Genomic DNA, 16460 nt, shown 5'->3' with positions numbered 1-16460 from the left:
CTCTGACTTCCGCTACCGTTGGCCAACGCGAAGTCTCGGGAGTGGACGGACGGTGGACAGCGAATCCGGGTTGAGCTACACCATTTCCGGTGTCACCAACAACGCGGTACAGATAGGCGAGGTGCACGGCGACTTCCATTTCCATGCCGTCGCTTCCACCACATTCCCCGCGCCGAGGCAATTGCCACCTGATGTGCCCGGGTTCATCAACCAGGAAGCGCACCTGTCCCGGCTGAGCGCCTGGCTGCGGCCGTCCGCACAGCGGGCGCCGCTGGTCCAGGTGATCGCCGGGGTAGGCGGCGTCGGCAAGACCTCGCTGGTCACGCACTGGGCGCACCAGGTGCGTGACCGGTTCCCCGACGGGGACCTGTTCGTCGACCTGCACGGCTACCACCCGGACCGGGTTGTCAGCGCCGGGGCGGCATTGAGCGCGATGCTCCGCGCGCTCAACGTCGCCGACGACCGGATACCGACGACCGTGGACGCCATGTCCGGTCTCTACCGCTCCTTGTTGCACGAGCGGCGAGTGCTCGTCTTCTTGGACAACGCCTCCTCGGTGGAACAGGTGCGACCGCTGTTGCCGGGGAGCCCGAACTGTAGGGTCGTGATCACCAGCCGTAGCCAGCTGGGCGGACTCGTCGTGCGAAATGGGGCGCACTGTATGCCACTGGACGTGTTGTCACACGAGCACGCGACAAGCCTCCTACGCCGGGTGATCGGTGACCGCGCGGTAGCGGAACCAGGGGCCGTCGACCAGCTCGCCGGCTATTGCGGCTACCTGCCCTTGGCATTGCACATCGCGGCGGAGCAGCTCGTCACCAGACCGGGGGCGCGGGTATCCGATCTGGTGGCTGAGCTGGCCGACGAGCGCGAACGCCTCGACGTGCTGGCGACTCCCGGCGACGAGTCTTCGGCCGTGCGCGCCGTCTTCGCACTGTCCTACGGGGCGCTCCCGGCCGCGGCAGCTCGCGCGTACCGCCTCCTCGGTCTCTTCGCGGGTCAGGACATCGGCCTGCTCACCGCGGCGGCGCTCCTCGGTCTCGGTGCCGGGCAGACTCGCCGCGTGCTGGCCGAGCTGACCTCCGTGCACCTGCTCACCGAGAAGGACAACCAGCGCTACCAGCTGCACGACCTGCTGAGACTGCACGCCGCCGAACGCGCGGAGATCGACGAGCCCGCCGACGAGCGCAGCGCCGCTCTATCGCGCCTGATGACCTGGTACACCCACGCCACCAGGGCCGCCGTGCACGAGATCATCCCCTTCTTCTCCCAGATACCGGTGGAACTCGCGCAGACGGAGACCCCGGTGCCCGACTTCCCCGACCGCGCGGCGGCCCTCGCCTGGAGCGACCTGGAGCTGCCCAACCTGACAGCCGGGATCCGCCAAGCCGCGGCACTTGGCGACCACCAGCAGGTGTGGCGGTTGGCGGTGCTGATGTTCGGCATCCTGCTCGTCCGCAGGCCGCACGCGGACTGGTTGGCCACGCACGAGGCAGGCCTGGTGTCAGCGCGTGCCTGCGGGGAGATCGCCGCCCAGGCGTGGCTGCTCACCAGTGTGGCCATCGCCGAGCGCGAGTTGCGCGATCCCGAGCGCGCGCTTGGGCACGTGGAGCAGGCCCTCGAGTTATGGCGCGCGGACGGCACCCGGTGGGGTGTCGCGTGGGCCCTGCGCGACACCGCGGCCACCCACCACCAGCTCGGGCGGCACGCCGAGGCCATCGCTATGTTCGAGCAGGCGCTGGCGATGCACAGGGCCGACGGCGACACATGGGGTGAGGCGACGGCTCTCGCGGGCCTGACGAAGGCGCACCTGGGCAACGGCGAGTTGGACACAGCCCTCGCTGAATCGCGGCGGGCGCTGCACATCCGACGCGAGCACGAGGACAGCCGCAACATCGGCCAAGCCCTCAACGACGTCGGCCGAGTCCACTTGGCGATGCGGGACTTCCACCAGGCCATCGAGTGCGCCGAACAGGGCTTGGACCTACTCGTCGCCACCGACTACTGGCACGGCCAGGCGATCTCCCACGAGCTGCTCGGTGACGCCCTGAACGGGGCGGGCCGTCGGGAAGAAGCCCTGGCGCGGTGGCGAATGGCAGCCGGCCTCTACGAGTCGCTCGGCGATCCACACGCGAACGAGGTGCTGGCGCGGCTGTCGGGCTGACCGGACCGCATGCCAGTGGGAGACGTTGCCCGTAAGGTATCGGCACGGACGTCATGCAACGTTCTTCGGGGGCTCGCGCGTGCGTGAAGTGTGTTGCTCGCGGCGACCAGTCGCGGGTCCACTTACTCAGGGGTGTACATGAGAGCGAGCAAGCTCGTCGTTGCTGCACTGTCCTTGGCCGCGGTGGTTGTGTTGCCACAGAACGCTTCCGCAACACCGGTGAACAATTCAGCTATCCCTTCCGCCGGATGCGATCTTTCTACCATTTCGGTACAGAAGGGACAAACCGAGTCCCAGAGCATCACGTCGGGGTACCAGTCGAGGACCTACCTGATCCACGTCCCGCAGAACTACCAGGTGCACCAGAAGAAGCCGCTGGTGTTGGCCTTCCACGGCCGCAACGGCACCGGGTACGACATCGAGGGGTTCTCCGAGATCGATGCGCTCGATGCGATCGCCGTGTACCCGATCGGGCTGATCGGGGCCGACAACAAGACCGCGTGGCAGGGCGCGCCGTACGCCGCCGGGACCAGTGATGTGCAGTTCGTCGCCGATCTCCTGGACCACCTGCAGGCCACACTGTGCGTCGACCCGAAGGGGATCTACGCGGTGGGCAAGTCCAACGGGGGTGGGTTCGCCGCGCTGCTCGCCTGCCAGATGCCGCTGCGGATCGCGGCGTTCGGCGTCGTCGCGGGGGCGCTGTACGACGGGACGAAGGACGGCTGCGCGGAGAGCGGGCCCGCTCCGGTCATCGACTTCCACGGCTCTTCCGACCCGATCGCCGACTACGACGGCGAACCCAACAACAACGGTGGCGCGCTGCCGTCGATCTGGCAATGGTCGAAGGACCGCGCGACCCACGACGGCTGCGCGCCTACACCGGTGACCACTCAGATCAACTCCGGCGTCATCAAGTACGCGTGGGGCTCCTGCCAGGGAACCACCGAGGTCACCCACTACAAGGTCATCGGCGGCGGGCACACCTGGCCGGACGCGCCCGTGGACAGCGGCCCGGGCCCTGAGACCGACGACATCGGGGCGACCCAGGTGATCTGGGCGTTCTTCCTGGCCCACCCGCTCAACGTGCAGATCAACTCCTGACCTGGGCCGAGCTGCCGGGGTGGTCCACGTCCCGGCAGCTCGGCGTCATGCTGCGATCTTCAGCACCGACCCGAGGGTCGTTCGCATGAGCAAAGAGCTCCGTGTCGTTTCGTCGGGGTCTGGCTTAGCTTCGGGCGGTGGCGAACGAACTGACGATTCCGCTCCTGCCCTGTCCTTCCATTGACGAGATCGCGGCGTTCTACGAGATGCTCGGCTTCGAGGTCACCCATCGACAGACGCGGCCGAATCCGTATGTCGCGGTGCGGCGGGAGGACATCAATCTGCACTTCTTCGGGATGGAGGGCTACGACCCGGCGCAGTCGTACAGCACGTGCCTGGTCATAGTGGAGGACACCAGTGAGCTGTTTGAGGCTTTCGCGGCGGGGATGCGGGCCGTGCACGGGAAACTGCTTGTCTCCGGCATCCCGCGCATGACTCGGCCGCGGGTGCGCAACGACCGGTACACCGGGTTCAGTGTCGTGGATCCGGGTGGGAACTGGATCCGGATCAACAAGGCTGTCAAGGAACCCGAGGCGCGGACGGTGCTCGCCAAGGCCATGGAGAACGCTGCGAGGCAGGCCGATGCGCGTGGTGATGAACGTCAGGGGCTGAAGATCCTTGAAGGCGCGTTGAAGCGGGCGACCGGGGACGAACCGGAGTTTCAGGCGGCGCAGGAGTTCCGCGACGAGCTCGTCGAGAGGATCAAGGGGGTTTAGCCCTGGGGCGGGCTGAGAGGCCCGCCCCAGGACCTGGTCAGCCGTCGATGGTGCAGGTGGTGGTTGTGGTGGCGGTTGGGTTGCTCTCCGAGGTGGCGGTCAGAGTTACCTTCGCTGGTCCGGATCCGCTGTCGCGCTTGATGTGCACCGGGACCTGCACACTCTGGCCGAACTGTGCCGTGGCCAGTGCGTTGGGCAGGGCGACCGTCCACTCTGGGCGGTCGGCCTTGGCCGTGAGGCGGTAGACGTCGGCGTTGAGGTAGGCGGTGACGTCTTCTGGGTGTTGTCCGGCGGGCCTTGAGGCGGTGCCGGTGTTGGATAGAGGGAACACGCAGGTCGCAACGCCGTCCGGGGCGGTGTGGGCGGAGGTGGGTTGTATCTGCACGCCGCGCTTTTGCGGGCCTGCGCCGCTGAGGGAGCGGATGGCGACGGTGTAGGACAGGATTCCCTTGTCGTCGCGCTTGATGTCGAGGATGTAGAAGTGCAGGCGGTTGGCCTGGTCGATGTACTCGTACTCACTGCCTGATCCCGTGCCCGCGTGCAGCAGCGCATCGGACAGTTGGCGGTAGTCGCCGAGGGTGATGGGGACCTTGCGGCCGTCTGGTAGGACGTAGTCGGTCATGCCGATGTCTTGTGGGTTGGCGTCGATCACCCAGGTGAACGGGGCGTCGTCGGTGTTCTTGGTCTTGGCGAGCAGGACGCCGGAGTCTGGGGTGAAGGAGTCCGAGCCCATCCGGTCGACGACCTCGACGGTGTAGTTCTGGTAGCCGCCGCCGTCGCAGTACGGGTTGGTGCGGATGTCGCACCTGGCGGACAGGTCGCCCCGGTCGAGCACGATGTTGATGCCGGAGAGCCCAGTCGTACCCGGTCGCACCTCACGCGTGGTCACCCTGGCGATCACCACGCCGGACTGGGCCAGCGCGTCCCGAGACAGGCGCAGGACGTTGACCTCGTCGACGAACCCGAGTTTCAGCTTGTTGCGCAACGTGTGCTGCGATCCCATCGACGCACCGGCGGTGGCCGGGATGACCCAGCGGGAGTGCGGGCCGCCGGGGCCGTTGAACGCGCCGCGGGAGAGCATGTCCCAGATCCCCGAGTAGTCCCGGCGCTGCGGGCTCCCGAACGGGTTCCCGTAGTTGTCGCCGATACCGAGGATGTGGGTCAGCTCGTGCGCGAACACGCCCTGCCCCGAACTCTCCGCCTGCGTAGACGAACCGGTGACCGCGTTGGGCCACAACGTCGACGCGGACGCCCACGACGTCCAGTCCACGTACCGGGTGCGCGCCGAGTTCGGCAGTGCCGGGTCGGGTGAGCCGAACGCCCTGGGCACGTCCGCCTTGGTGGCGAACTTGATCGGCCCGAACTCCTGCCACGTGCTGGATTCGTCCTGGCCCGCGGACAGGTAGTAGATGAAGTCGAACCCGGCCGGGACCTGCGACCCGGCCGCGGCGACCCAGGCGGCGCGGCCGTCGGTGCGCAAGTCGCGGGTACACCGGTCCCCCGCCGGGCAGCCGGTGCCCGACTGGAACTCCATGCCGTACTCGTGGTCCTTGCCCGGCATCGTGTACGGGCCGAACGCCTTCAGGTCCACCCCGAAGCGCCCGCCGGAGTTCTCCATCCAGTACTCGTGCACGGTGTGACCGCGGTTGAGCGCCCCGGGTTTGTTGAGGAAGTCCTGGTAGAACTGGGCGACCTGGGCGCGCGGGACGTCGTGCGCCTCGCTGCTGGGGTTGCCGAACACGGTCGAACGCGCGGGCTGGGTCACGACGAAGGGCTGGTTGCGGTAGTCCAACAGGACCAGCGCGCCCTTGACCGTGCGCTTCGATCCCTTGACCGCCGGATCGGCCCAGTTCGTGCCAGGGATCTTCCGGTAGTCCTGCTCCCACGTCATGTGGTCGGGGTTGACCCAGTTCTGCGGGTCGATCGGCCCGGGCAGCCCGTCGGCCCCCGCGACCCGCGCCCCGTCCCGTTCCTGCTGCCACGGCTGCTGGCGCGGCCAGTGGTCGTACTGCCAAGGGTGCTCGGGCTGGTCGGGTGGAGCCGCGGTCGCGGTGACCGTCCCCGAGAGCAGCGCGGCAGCGGATAACAGCGCGCCGATCAGGAGTAGCGGACGCCTGCGGACCCGGGTGAGGTACATGCCGCCTCCGATGTGTCGGTGCACCTCATGCTAATGATCCGGACAGGCCGGGAAACCGTTGCCAGTTAACAGAAATCTCGATGACCACCAGGTATATGGCCCGCGCCGCCCGTTCTGTTATGCCTGCGGCCCAGGACGGGTGGAGTGGTCCGGTTGCTCGACGTTTGGTCACGACTGTGCGAATGCGGTCCGCGCGAACGGCCCGTCCCGCCACTATGTGGGGCGCTGTGGCCCGAAAGGGGCCCGCTGTGAAGGGGAGGACTGTGGACGAGACCACGCCGCGGGAGCCGCACGACGAGAGACCGCAGGAGGTGGGTGACGAGCCTGCTCTCGGCTCTGAGCACCGTTCGGAGGAGTCGGAGTCAGACGCCGACCCCACCCCGCAGCCTGCCGCGGCGCCTTTCGAGCCCGACACCGGACCTATCCCGGTGCTATCCCCCGTGGGTACCGATTCGGAGACCGGCGGAGACGTTCCGCTCGCCCCGGCACCGGTCCATGAACCGCAGCCGGAGCCCGTCCCGCCGCCCGCCGTCGATCCGCTCGCCGCCGCGCTCGGCAACGCCTCTCTGCTGGGCATCGGCTATCTCCTGCTGCGCAGGCGTTGGCTCGCTGTCCTCGCGTTCCTGGTCACGATCGGCTACCTGCTGATCTCCGCGCTCGTGGTCCGCAACGTGCTCTTCCACCTGGTGCTCGTGCTGTGGGCAGGCGCCCTGGCCTGGCATGGCTGGTCGCTCGCGGCCAAGAGCGGCCAGGTGCCGAGTCCGCGGCGGCAGCGCGTGATCGGCATCGCCGCGGTGCTGCCGGTACTGGTCGTCGTGACGCTCGTGCGCCTTGACGCCGCTGGCATCGAGTCCGACAGCCACGCCGCCCGCGATGGTGGGGACTGCGACAAGTCTGTCGCCGAAGTGGCGCGGCTGACTTTCGCGCACCGACTCGCCGACCCGCCGCTCGTCGCGCGTGGCGAGCACGCCACGGCGACGTGCCAGCGGCTCGCTGTGTCCGCCGCGGCGCTCAAGACCGGGCTCAGCGGTAGAAGTGCCTCGCTGGAGCAGGGGTTCAAAGGTCTAGCGGCACTTCTGAAGGACGAATCGACGTACGACAACGTGGTCCGCCACGTGCTGGACGACTTCCTCGCCGAGCTGCCCAAGCGCGATGACTGCGAGGTCGCCGACGTCACCCAGTGGCTGCGCGACAACCGGCCTGAAGGCGACCTGCTGGGCCGCGCCGCCGACGTTGTGCCCGGCCTGCAGCCGAAGGCGCTGCTGTCATGCGCCGACGGTTCTTTGGCGCGGCAGTCGTTCCAGGCAGCCCTCACCAGGTACAAGTCGCTGGTCGCGATGTACCCGAACCACGAACTCACGCCGCGCGCCAAGGAAGGCGCGCAGAAGGCCCAGTGGGCGATCGAACTGGCGGCCGTTCGGTCCGCGCTGGGTACCTCGACCGGCAGGCCCCGCTACTGCGACGCCGCTCCCCCGTACACGGCAGCGCCGCCGCACGCGCCGCCGGGTCGCGCGTACGTCGCAGGGTCGAGCGAGTTCACCACGCGCCTGCCTGCCGGTTGGGTCGTGGATGACGTCGCTAACGCCACCGTCGTCCTGTGCGTGGGCCCATCCGGTGAGGGCTCGGTCGCGAAGAGCTGCCCCTACATCGAGATCGGCGGGCTCCGCAGGCGCAGCACGGTGTCCTTCCACCGCATCGCGGTCCCGGTGCGCGCCATCGAACTGAGCAGCGGCCGGGTGCTGTCCGACACCACACTGGAGATCGGCGGCGCGACCTGCCCGGAGTTCCTCAACACGAAGACTGTGGGCGACGTGAAGGAGAAGGTCGTGCCGACCGACGCGGACGTCCACGCGGCGTTCGCACCTCTGGTCAGCCGCTGATCGCTGTCGGGTACGGCCACCACGGGTGGCCGTACCCGACTCCTACTCGTGGCTGTGGAGGTCTGAAGTGGCTGTACCCGAGGGGATGCGCATCCGGGTCGCCGGGGTGGAAGACGATCCCGAGCGCCTGTTCGATCTTCTGTGGATGCTGGCACCCGACGATGATCGTCCGGATCCCGCCCGGTTGAGCGCCGCCTGGAACGCGGCCGTCACCCAGGCGGGCAGGGCGGTGTTCCTCGCGGAGGCGGGACCGGACCTGGTCGGCACACTCGACACGATCGTCGTGCCGAACCTGACCCGCGGCGCACGACCGTTCATGCTCATCGAGAACGTCGTGGTGCGAACGGAGTACCGCCGTCGAGGCATCGCATCGGCGTTGCTGGAAGCGGCGTTGGCGAGGGCGGCCGAGCAAGGTTGCTACAAGGTCCAACTCTTGACCAACAGCAAGCGTGCGGACGCGCACCTGTTCTACGAGAAGCACGGCTTCGCGCGTTCAGCGCGTGGCTACCGGCACTATCTCTGACATCAGCGGAAGTCGTCAGTCACCGCCGCCACCACACCCGCCGCCGCAGGACGAGTCGCCGCTGTCGCCGGATGAACCCGAGCAACTCCCGCACCCACCCGAGCTGTCCGAGGAGTTCTTGGGCCGCGGCTCCAACGTCGACGCCGCAGCTGGGTCCAAGCCCAGAGCCTGCCACACAGGCTGCCCTTGGATCGTCCCGTTCAGTCCGAGCGAGGCGACCAGCGGGAGCCGCTGCTTCGATGTGATCGCCGATGTCCGCGGCTCCCGTACCGCCGCCCGACCTGCGGAAGTCAGCGGCAGTTCACCCCGCCGGACGATCGCTGCCACTACGAACCCCGCGATGAGGACCACGGAGGCCACCTCCGAGGACAACTCGGTGAACAGCATGCCCCCGAACGCCGCGGAGGCCACCGCGAGCACCAGCCACCGCATTCGCCGCGCCTTGCGCCGTGCCTGCGCAGACCGCAGGTAACCGCGCTCGACCAGCCCCTCTCGCAGTCTCGCGATCGGCTTGCTCTCGGCCCCCGCACGAACCAAACTCCCCAACGTCCGCGGCGTCGATCGGCGCAGACTGCGCTCCAACGAGCTCCACTCCTCGGTGGGCCCGCTGATCGCGGTAACCGTGCCCCCACGCGACATCCGCAGCACTCTGGCGTCCAGCATCGCGACGATCGCCACCTCAGCCGCCCGCCCCGGGCCGCCGCTGAGCAACCCCAGTTCCTCCAACCGCAACCCACCCACCAAACCCACCCGCGAAGTCGCCACCGAGCCCCCCTTCTCCCTCACACCTGGGGACGTCGCGGCACCCGCACAAGTTCCACGCCCACCACGATTGAGACGGGTTCGCTTCCCATGGCGTGGCAGGCTGCTGCCCCCTGCCGCTCCTGGTCAGGCACCGATGCCGGGGATCCGATGTCGACTGGCGGACGTGCTGACAAGCGTATGTCGAGGCCGCGGGCTGGCACACTCGTGCAGGAGTGGGCGTCGATGACGGGATGCCCGGCAGGGATGCCGTGGAGTCGGTGATAAAGCTAGGAGGCGCGGACGTGGACCGTCGCATGTTCCTCACGTCGGCTGCGGCGAGCGTAGCGGCTGCTGCGTTCGCGCCTGTTGACCTGCAAGCGATCACGCGCCGAGTAGCTCGCACAGGGGTATTCGGGTGGGTGCCGGAGAGGTCGCAGCGATCCGCACGATGACCACGGCCCTGGGGGACGCCGCGTCGGAACTAGGAGGCGCGCACGCGCGCCACCTGGTTGTGCGCTACCTGGTCGATGACGTCGGGCGCTGGTTGGAGGGTACCTACACCGAGGCCACCGGGCGTGCACTGGTTACCGCGACCGCAGAATTTGGTGCACCTAGCCGGGTGGATGGCGCGTGACGCAGGCGAGAACGGCATCGCGCAACGGTACTATCTCCACAGCTACTGCTTGGCGACTGAGGCAGGCGCACAGGAAGTGGCCGCTACCTCACTTCGCGGACTCGCCGACCAAGCCCTCGACCTCGGCTACACGGGTACGGCGCTTTGCTTCGCCGATGCAGCCGACCACACAGGACGCCATCTCGACGAGCCGAAGGCGCGGGCCTACTACGCCACCACTCACGCGCGTGCGGCGGCAGCAGACAGCGACTTCGCGACCGCCCGTGCCCGACTGTCAGTGGCCGAAAGCGCCATGGACCGCGCGGCGACCACACCGGGTAGCAGCTGGGCTGGTCACTACAGTCCAGGCCGATGGGCCCACGAAGCGGCACTGGTCCACGCCCGCATGGGAGACATGGTCGCCGCCGAGGAACACATCGGCCAAGCGCTCTCCCTCGGCCTCGACCGCCGCCGCACTCGGGCCATGGTCTTGGCCGACCTTGGCGGTATCCGATTCCGCCGCGGCGATGTCGACGGCGCTGTGGGCGCGTGGACCGAGTTCGCGGGTATCGCTGAAGGTGTGCACTCGACACGGATTGATCGCAGTGCTGCTGACATCACCGTGCGACTGGGCTCGATCCCGGGAACCGCTCACGTCCGCGAACTGCTCGTCCAACGCGGTTCCATCTGAGTCACCAACATTTGCCGGTCGTCAACCAACCGCAACACCGGAAGGCGCTTGTCCTGGCGGTGGACGGGTATGTCCCCGGTATGGCTGAAATCGATTCCACCGAGGTCGTGTCCCTCGCTCCCGACCAGGTGCCCGCCGCCGTGGTGGTGGGCGTGGACGGGTCGGAGGCGTCGGATGCCGCTGTCGACTGGGCGGTGGCTGAGGCGGCGCGGCACCGGTGGCCTGTGGTCCTGGTGCGGGTGGTGGAGACCTCGTGGCCGGTCAGCGGCTATCCGGTGATGGTGACCACCGACTTCGGGTTCGACAACGAGGTGTTGCGCCACGCTGCGGGTGAGTCCCTGGCCGCGTCCGCGCGGCGCGCCCGTGCGGCCGGTCCCGGTGTCGATGTGCACACCGTGCTCGACGACGGTCCGCCCGCGTTGCGGTTGAGCGCGTGGGCGACGGCGAACTCGGCGCACATGCTGGTCGTCGGCAGTTCTCGGCACGGGGCGGTCGTGAGCGCGGTGCTGGGGTCGACCACGTCCGGGGTGCTCGGTGCGGCGCGCACCCCGGTCGTGGTGGTGCGTGGTCCGGCTGAGGCCACCGGGGGTCATGTGGTGGTGGGTGTCGACGGGTCGCCGGAGAGCAGGCGGGCGTTGGAGTTCGGGTTCCGGCACGCGGCGGAGCACGGCGCGAGGCTGGTGGCCGTGCACGCGTGGTCGGATCGCCCGCTCGATCACCTCGTGGTGTCCCTGTTCTCCGGGATGGGTGACGACCGGCCGTCGGAGGCCGCGCGGCGGATGATCGACGACCGGGTTGGCGCGGTGGCTCCCCTCTATCCGGATGTGCCGGTCGAGGTCGTCCACGAGGTCGACCGGCCAGCCGACGCGCTGGTGGAGGCGGCGACCGGGGCGTTGTTGCTCGTGGTCGGCGGGCATGGTCGGGGCGCGGCGACCAGGCTCGTGCTGGGCTCGGTGAGCCAGGCGGTCGCCCACCGCGCGCCGTGCCCGGTCGCCATCGTCACCGGCCACGAGGAGCCGGAGGAAGAAGATCGAGGATGAACCAGCGGCACGAGTAGGACCGCATCTCCGCCGAGACCTCGGCCGAGCCGGGGCTCGAGCGCGGGCACTCGGGGTGACGGCGGCTCGGGCGGGGCGGGGCCCGGTCTGAGGCTTTGCGATCGTGTGACGGGCGCGTGGTCGACCGGCCCCGTGGCGATTCCCCTGGCAGCATGGCCGGGGTGAGCCTGTCGGTGTTGATCGTGGAGGACGACGACCGGGTGCGCCAGTCGTTGCGGCTGGCGCTGGAGGACGAGGGCTACCGGGTCGCGGAGGCGCCCAGCGCGGAGGACGCGCTGGACTCGCTGTCGCGGTCCGGGGCGCCGGACATGATGATCGTGGACCTGATGCTCGGCGGGATGGACGGGTTCAGCTGCATCCGCGGCGTCCGCCAGCACAGCGACGTGCCGATCGTCGTGGTCAGCGCCCGGGTCGACACCCACGACGTGGTGGCGGCGCTGGAGGCGGGGGCCGACGACTACGTCACGAAGCCGTTCCAGATCAAGGAGATCACCGCCAGGTTGCGCGCGCTGCGCAGGCGGGCGACCGCCGGGCAGCCCGCCGACGTGCCCGCGGAGGTGGTGCTCGATTCCGAGCTCGGCGAGCCGTTGGTGCTGGCCGAGGCGGCGGGGCAGGTGCGTCGGGGTGAGCGGGTGGTGCACCTGACGCTGACGGAGTTCCGGTTGCTGTGCGAGTTGGCGAGCGTGCCGGGTCGGGTGTTGAGCAGGCAGGCGTTGCTGGAGCGGGTGTGGGACCGGGGTTTCTTCGGTGACGAGCGCATTGTCGACGTCCACGTGCGACGGTTGCGCACCAAGGTCGAGCAGGACGCGTCGAACCCCCGGACCGTGGTGACGGTGCGTGGGCTCGGCTACCGCCTCGATGTCCGCTAGGCCCACCGGGCGCCGACTCGGCCTGCGCGGTCGGGTGATGCTGAGCTTCGCGGTCGGCGCTGCCCTGGTGTCGGTGTTGCTCGCGGTGTCGGTGTTCACCATCAGCCGCGGGTACCTCACCGACCAGCGTGAACGCTCTGCCCAGCGGATCGCGAGCGGGGATGCCGACACCATCGGCCGCCACCTCGCCGCGGGCATGACGCCGGAGGCCGCGCTCACCGCCCTCGACCCGCCTGCGAGCGCCCGCGTGCTGCTGTACTGGGACGGCGAGTGGGTGAGCAACGGGGACAGCGCGCCAGCGGACCTGCCGCCCGACCAGGTCCGCACCGAGGTCACCGCGGGCTCACCCGGAGTGGCGCCGATGACCATCCGTGACACCCCGTACCTGGTCGTCGGCATCCCGCTGCGCGGCGGGGGCGCGTTCTACGAGTACGCGCCGGTGATCGAGCTGCGGTCAACCATCCGCACCCTGGGCGTCGTCCTCGCCGCGTGTGCGGCCGCCGCGACCGTCGGCGCCGCGCTGCTGGGCGCCTGGGCCAGTAGACGGGCGCTGCGCCCGCTCAAGCCGCTGGCGAGCACGGCGGCGAGCATCGTCGAGGGCAATCTGGAGTCCCGCCTGCCCCAGGACGGCGACGCCGACCTGGAACCGATCGTGACCTCGTTCAACACCATGGTCGACTCGCTGCGCCAGCGCATCGCCCGCGAGCAGCGCTTCGTCGGCGACGTCAGCCACGAGCTGCGCACTCCGCTGACCACCCTGGTCACCAGCGTCGAGGTCATGACCAGGCACGCCGACGAACTGCCCGAACGCCCCCGTCGAGCACTCGCCCTGGTCGCCTCGGAGCTGGACCACCTGCGCCGGATGCTCGACGACCTGCTCGACCTCGCCCGCGCCGAGGCGGGCCTGCACCACGACGACTTCGAGCCGCTGTCGCTGACCGAGCTGGTGCGGCACGTGCTCTCTTCGCGGGGCTACCCGGACGAGCTGCTGACCGCCGATACCGAGGGGGTCGTTCCCGGCCGCAAGCTCGCTTTGGTCCGCGCGTTCGGCAACCTCGTCGACAACGCCGACCGCCACGCGGGCGGGCTCACCGCCGTCCGGGTCCACGCCGCCGGGGACGCGGTGGTCGTCGAGGTCGACGACCACGGGCCGGGCGTCGCCGAGGAGGACCGCGAGCGGGTCTTCGAGCGGTTTGCCACCGGGCGCGCGAGCAGGGGCTCCACCGCGGGCACCGGCCTCGGGCTCGCCCTGGTGGCCGAGACCGTGCACGCCCACCGCGGCACGGTCACCTGCGGCCCCGGAGCCGAGGGCGGAGCCAGGTTCACCGTCGTCCTACCGGTCGGTCCAAGCGCAACGTCAGCGTCGCACTAGCCGCGGAGAGCAGGAGAACCGCAAGACCACACAGGACCCCGGTGACCGTCACCACGGGCTCAGCTGCCCACCACGCCCGCGACAGGAGAATCCACAGACCGGCGATGGCCGCCAAGAGGCTGAGCCACGGCCACGAGCGGGGGAACGCGAACCGCACCAACGACAACAGCACGATCACCGAGCCTGCCACCGAGTCACTGACCGCGGTGGCGACAGCGCCTGGTACCGGGATCAGCGGAGCCGTGATCAACCAGAGCCCGAACAGGAATGCGAGCGCGCTGGCCGAGGCGGCGGGGGTGGCACTGGGGCGGCCGTAGGTCATCTGTCCGTTTCTCGGAGGTGGTCCACGACGCTCAGCCCCGCGACGAGGGCTCCGGCGAGAACGGTGGTCCCGGTGGCCTGGAAGGAGTCGACGCCGAAGCCGTAGTCGACCATCAGCGGTGAGAGCAGCAGCCAACACCCGAGAGCCAGCCCGGCCGACGTCGCCACGGTGAGCGTGACCCGGCGCGAAGCGCGCGCGACCCCCAGACCTACCGCGAGCACCCCGGCGATGCGGTCGTTCCACGGAGCGTCGAACCCGGACACCGTGCCGTAGTCGGCGTTCCCGGACTGGAGCACCAGCCAGCACCCGACCGAGAGCACCACGCCGCTGACCACACCGGTCAGCTGCGGTCCCAACGGTCGGGTCCGGGTCCTGGGCGCGGTCATGACGCCACCGCGTACGCGAGCGCGGCCAGTTCCGGCGCCGGGCGGCTGCGGACCAGGACCAGCGACCGCAGGGCGGTCCGGGTGTCGACGCCGTCACGCAGCGCGCGGGCGCGGCTCACGGTGGTCAGGCCCACCGTCGGTCCGGCCGCCAGCAGGCCGAGTTCGTCGCGCAGCGGGGCGGCGGGGACGACGATCTTCACCACCTCGTCCGCGCTGGGAATGGCGATGCGCAGTCCCAGCAGCGGGCCGTCGCCGAGGACCGACCAGTGGCCCTCCCCGTCGAGGAGCACCACAGCGGTCTCGTCGGCGCACAACCGGTGCTCCACGGCGAGGGCCACCTCGTGCTCGTCCTCGACGGCGACCACCACCAGCGGCCACAGGCCCCGGATCTCGTCGGGTTCGGTCCGCGGCCGGAGCAGGAGCGCTTCCCTGGCCAGGGCCGCGTGGATCGTCTTACCGGACATGACCACCATCGTGACCGCGCACTGTTGAGCTGGGCGAAGCGCTTGTTATGCGATCGTGTGACGACGCGGACCGGACTTGACGAGTTCATGACGAAACGCGCGAGCAGCGGGGAACGGATGGCGGGCGTGGTGGGCGGGCGGTAGAACGGCCTGGTGGCGCTGCCCGCCTGCCCGAGCGGAGGGGACGCATGGAGATCAGCCAACCGTTCGTCAGCATCGACCTCGACCGCGCGGAGTTCAGCACGGCCGTGCAAGCCGCGTTCACCGGGCTGCCCGCGTCCACTTCGGACCTCCTCGCGGCAGCCAGGTTCCGGCGCGCTTCCCCCGAGGTCCTCGCCGCGCTGAGCCTGCTCCCGCAACGCAAGTTCAAGTCGGCCAGGGACGCCTGGGCGTGCCTGGCCACGATCCCGGGCGTTCAGGCCAAGACGAAGTAGCGCGGCCAACGTGGAGTTTGACGAGTTGATGACGATAGCCCGATCGGCCTCGCCGGGCCTGGCGCCGGTCCCCGGCCATCCGATAGACATCGTGTCGTGGCAGGCGGATGAGGAGGTCGCAGCCCTCGAAGTCGAGCCGGTGCTGGCGTTCGGCGCACGTCCCTGACCTTGGGCGAGGCTGTGCGGACGTAGCAGCCGTCGAACAACGGACCGACTCGGCCAAGAACTCATCCGCCTGCTCACACCATTCCCGGCGCGTGATCCCGGTCCCTTGATCGTCACACGATCGCAAACCGGTGTCGTGGGCAAGCGCAACACCGCATATCGAGGATAGCGCTGACCTTGACGCCAATCAGCGGAGGAACAGGTGCACAACATCCTCGGCGAACTCCCCACCCACCTGCCGACCCAACGCACACCCGGCCACGACCACGCGGCGGTGTGGGTGGAACCGACCTTCGCGGAGCTGCGCGACTGCGTGGGCGACGCGTTCCTCCGCGGCGCCGCCACCAAGTCGGACCTGCTCAACGCGGCACTCGGCTGCGCCGCCCGACGGGAGGTCTTCGCCGCCCTCAACCGGCTCCCCGAGCTGCGCTTCGCCGCGTTGACCGAGGTCTGGTCGCACCTCACCCCACTCGGTGGTCACCTCGGCGGGGAAGCACGGGAGGCGTGATGGAGATGAGACGCCTGGTCAGGTGGCGAGGAAGGCAAGGCGGGGATCAGTGCGAGCCGGGTCGATGGCGATGATCTCGGGGGTGACCACACCGTGGGCCACAAAGGGATCCTCGGCGACGCGGGACTGGACCTGGTCAACCGTGACACCTGTGGCGAGCACGGTGCCGCCTTCGCCTGAGCGGAGTCCACCGACGAGGAGGAAGACGCCGTCGTCGAAGCCTTGGCGGATCCAGTCTTGGTGGGCCGCCATGTGTTGGGGCGCCTGGGACTTGTTGTCGGAGAGACGAAGCAGGATGACGTACACGGGGATT

At 69.4% G+C, this 16460-nt stretch carries 18 protein-coding genes; 12 read left to right on the top strand and 6 right to left on the bottom strand.

Annotated elements, in window-relative coordinates:
* Positions 1-52 precede the first annotated feature (52 nt).
* The 3 genes from JOD54_RS21425 to JOD54_RS21415 all read left to right on the top strand — a co-directional run bounded on the left by JOD54_RS21425 (position 53) and on the right by JOD54_RS21415 (position 3981).
* Positions 53-2164, top strand: coding sequence for a tetratricopeptide repeat protein (locus JOD54_RS21425; RefSeq protein ID WP_204452456.1), 2112 nt, complete (start codon positions 53-55; stop codon positions 2162-2164).
* Between the two features lie 138 nt (positions 2165-2302).
* A complete protein-coding gene (locus JOD54_RS21420) occupies positions 2303-3265 on the top strand; it encodes a CE1 family esterase (RefSeq protein ID WP_239573458.1) in 963 nt (320 codons plus the stop codon).
* Between the two features lie 137 nt (positions 3266-3402).
* Positions 3403-3981, top strand: coding sequence for a DUF8817 family protein (locus JOD54_RS21415; RefSeq protein ID WP_204452451.1), 579 nt, complete (start codon positions 3403-3405; stop codon positions 3979-3981).
* 37 nt (positions 3982-4018) lie between these two features.
* Here JOD54_RS21415 and JOD54_RS21410 read toward each other — a convergent pair whose 3' ends face one another.
* Positions 4019-6118, bottom strand: a complete 2100-nt coding sequence (locus JOD54_RS21410; protein WP_204452449.1) for a M6 family metalloprotease domain-containing protein — start codon at positions 6116-6118, stop codon at positions 4019-4021.
* 263 nt (positions 6119-6381) lie between these two features.
* On the opposite strand from JOD54_RS21410, the gene JOD54_RS21405 reads away from it, so the two are divergent.
* Positions 6382-7998, top strand: coding sequence for a hypothetical protein (locus JOD54_RS21405; protein ID WP_204452447.1), 1617 nt, complete (start codon positions 6382-6384; stop codon positions 7996-7998).
* An 85-nt stretch (positions 7999-8083) separates the two neighbouring features.
* Positions 8084-8521: a GNAT family N-acetyltransferase gene (locus JOD54_RS21400; RefSeq protein ID WP_204452445.1), complete on the top strand. Its 438-nt coding sequence runs from the start codon at positions 8084-8086 to the stop codon at positions 8519-8521.
* Between the two features lie 15 nt (positions 8522-8536).
* Here JOD54_RS21400 and JOD54_RS21395 read toward each other — a convergent pair whose 3' ends face one another.
* Positions 8537-9286 (bottom strand): TIGR04222 domain-containing membrane protein, encoded by a 750-nt coding sequence (locus JOD54_RS21395; protein WP_204452443.1) that lies wholly within the window; start codon positions 9284-9286, stop codon positions 8537-8539.
* Between the two features lie 506 nt (positions 9287-9792).
* Between JOD54_RS21395 and JOD54_RS21390 the strand changes: the two genes are divergently transcribed.
* From JOD54_RS21390 to JOD54_RS21375, 4 genes are all read left to right on the top strand, one after another.
* Positions 9793-10569: an NsdA family TPR-like regulatory protein gene (locus tag JOD54_RS21390; protein ID WP_504739771.1), complete on the top strand. Its 777-nt coding sequence runs from the start codon at positions 9793-9795 to the stop codon at positions 10567-10569.
* Between the two features lie 80 nt (positions 10570-10649).
* On the top strand, positions 10650-11609 hold the full coding sequence (locus JOD54_RS21385) for a universal stress protein (RefSeq protein WP_204452439.1): 960 nt from the start codon (positions 10650-10652) through the stop codon (positions 11607-11609).
* 170 nt (positions 11610-11779) lie between these two features.
* Positions 11780-12496, top strand: coding sequence for a response regulator (locus JOD54_RS21380; protein WP_204452437.1), 717 nt, complete (start codon positions 11780-11782; stop codon positions 12494-12496).
* Entirely contained in the window at positions 12465-13868 is a 1404-nt protein-coding gene (locus tag JOD54_RS21375) for a sensor histidine kinase (protein ID WP_204452434.1), read from the top strand. Before JOD54_RS21380 ends, JOD54_RS21375 begins: the two co-directional genes overlap by 32 nt.
* Here JOD54_RS21375 and JOD54_RS21370 read toward each other — a convergent pair.
* Genes JOD54_RS21370 through JOD54_RS21360 form a run of 3 tightly spaced genes read right to left on the bottom strand, consistent with a single transcriptional unit; the run spans position 13819 to position 15040 of the window.
* Positions 13819-14190 (bottom strand): hypothetical protein, encoded by a 372-nt coding sequence (locus tag JOD54_RS21370; RefSeq protein WP_204452432.1) that lies wholly within the window; start codon positions 14188-14190, stop codon positions 13819-13821. The genes JOD54_RS21375 and JOD54_RS21370 overlap by 50 nt on opposite strands.
* Positions 14187-14576: an SPW repeat domain-containing protein gene (locus JOD54_RS21365; protein WP_204452430.1), complete on the bottom strand. Its 390-nt coding sequence runs from the start codon at positions 14574-14576 to the stop codon at positions 14187-14189. The genes JOD54_RS21370 and JOD54_RS21365 overlap by 4 nt, the downstream gene beginning before the upstream one ends.
* A complete protein-coding gene (locus JOD54_RS21360) occupies positions 14573-15040 on the bottom strand; it encodes a hypothetical protein (protein WP_204452428.1) in 468 nt (155 codons plus the stop codon). The genes JOD54_RS21365 and JOD54_RS21360 overlap by 4 nt, the downstream gene beginning before the upstream one ends.
* A gap of 188 nt (positions 15041-15228) precedes the next feature.
* On the opposite strand from JOD54_RS21360, the gene JOD54_RS21355 reads away from it, so the two are divergent.
* The 3 genes from JOD54_RS21355 (at position 15229) to JOD54_RS21345 (ending at position 16147) form a co-directional block, all read left to right on the top strand.
* Positions 15229-15474 (top strand): DUF2795 domain-containing protein, encoded by a 246-nt coding sequence (locus JOD54_RS21355; protein WP_204452426.1) that lies wholly within the window; start codon positions 15229-15231, stop codon positions 15472-15474.
* Positions 15475-15484: 10 nt separating this feature from the next.
* Complete coding sequence (locus JOD54_RS21350) at positions 15485-15640, top strand: hypothetical protein (protein WP_204452423.1); 156 nt, start codon at positions 15485-15487, stop codon at positions 15638-15640.
* 201 nt (positions 15641-15841) lie between these two features.
* On the top strand, positions 15842-16147 hold the full coding sequence (locus JOD54_RS21345) for a hypothetical protein (RefSeq protein WP_204452421.1): 306 nt from the start codon (positions 15842-15844) through the stop codon (positions 16145-16147).
* 18 nt (positions 16148-16165) lie between these two features.
* Here the strand turns inward: JOD54_RS21345 and JOD54_RS21340 are convergent, their stop codons facing one another.
* Positions 16166-16453, bottom strand: coding sequence for a YciI family protein (locus tag JOD54_RS21340; RefSeq protein WP_204452419.1), 288 nt, complete (start codon positions 16451-16453; stop codon positions 16166-16168).
* Between the last annotated feature and the right edge of the window lie 7 nt (positions 16454-16460).

It is taken from the genome of Actinokineospora baliensis (assembly GCF_016907695.1).
GTDB classification, from domain to species: Bacteria; Actinomycetota; Actinomycetes; order Mycobacteriales; family Pseudonocardiaceae; genus Actinokineospora; species Actinokineospora baliensis.
The sequence above is the reverse complement of the archived record's forward strand: the minus strand, read 5'-3'. Positions and strand labels throughout refer to the sequence as shown.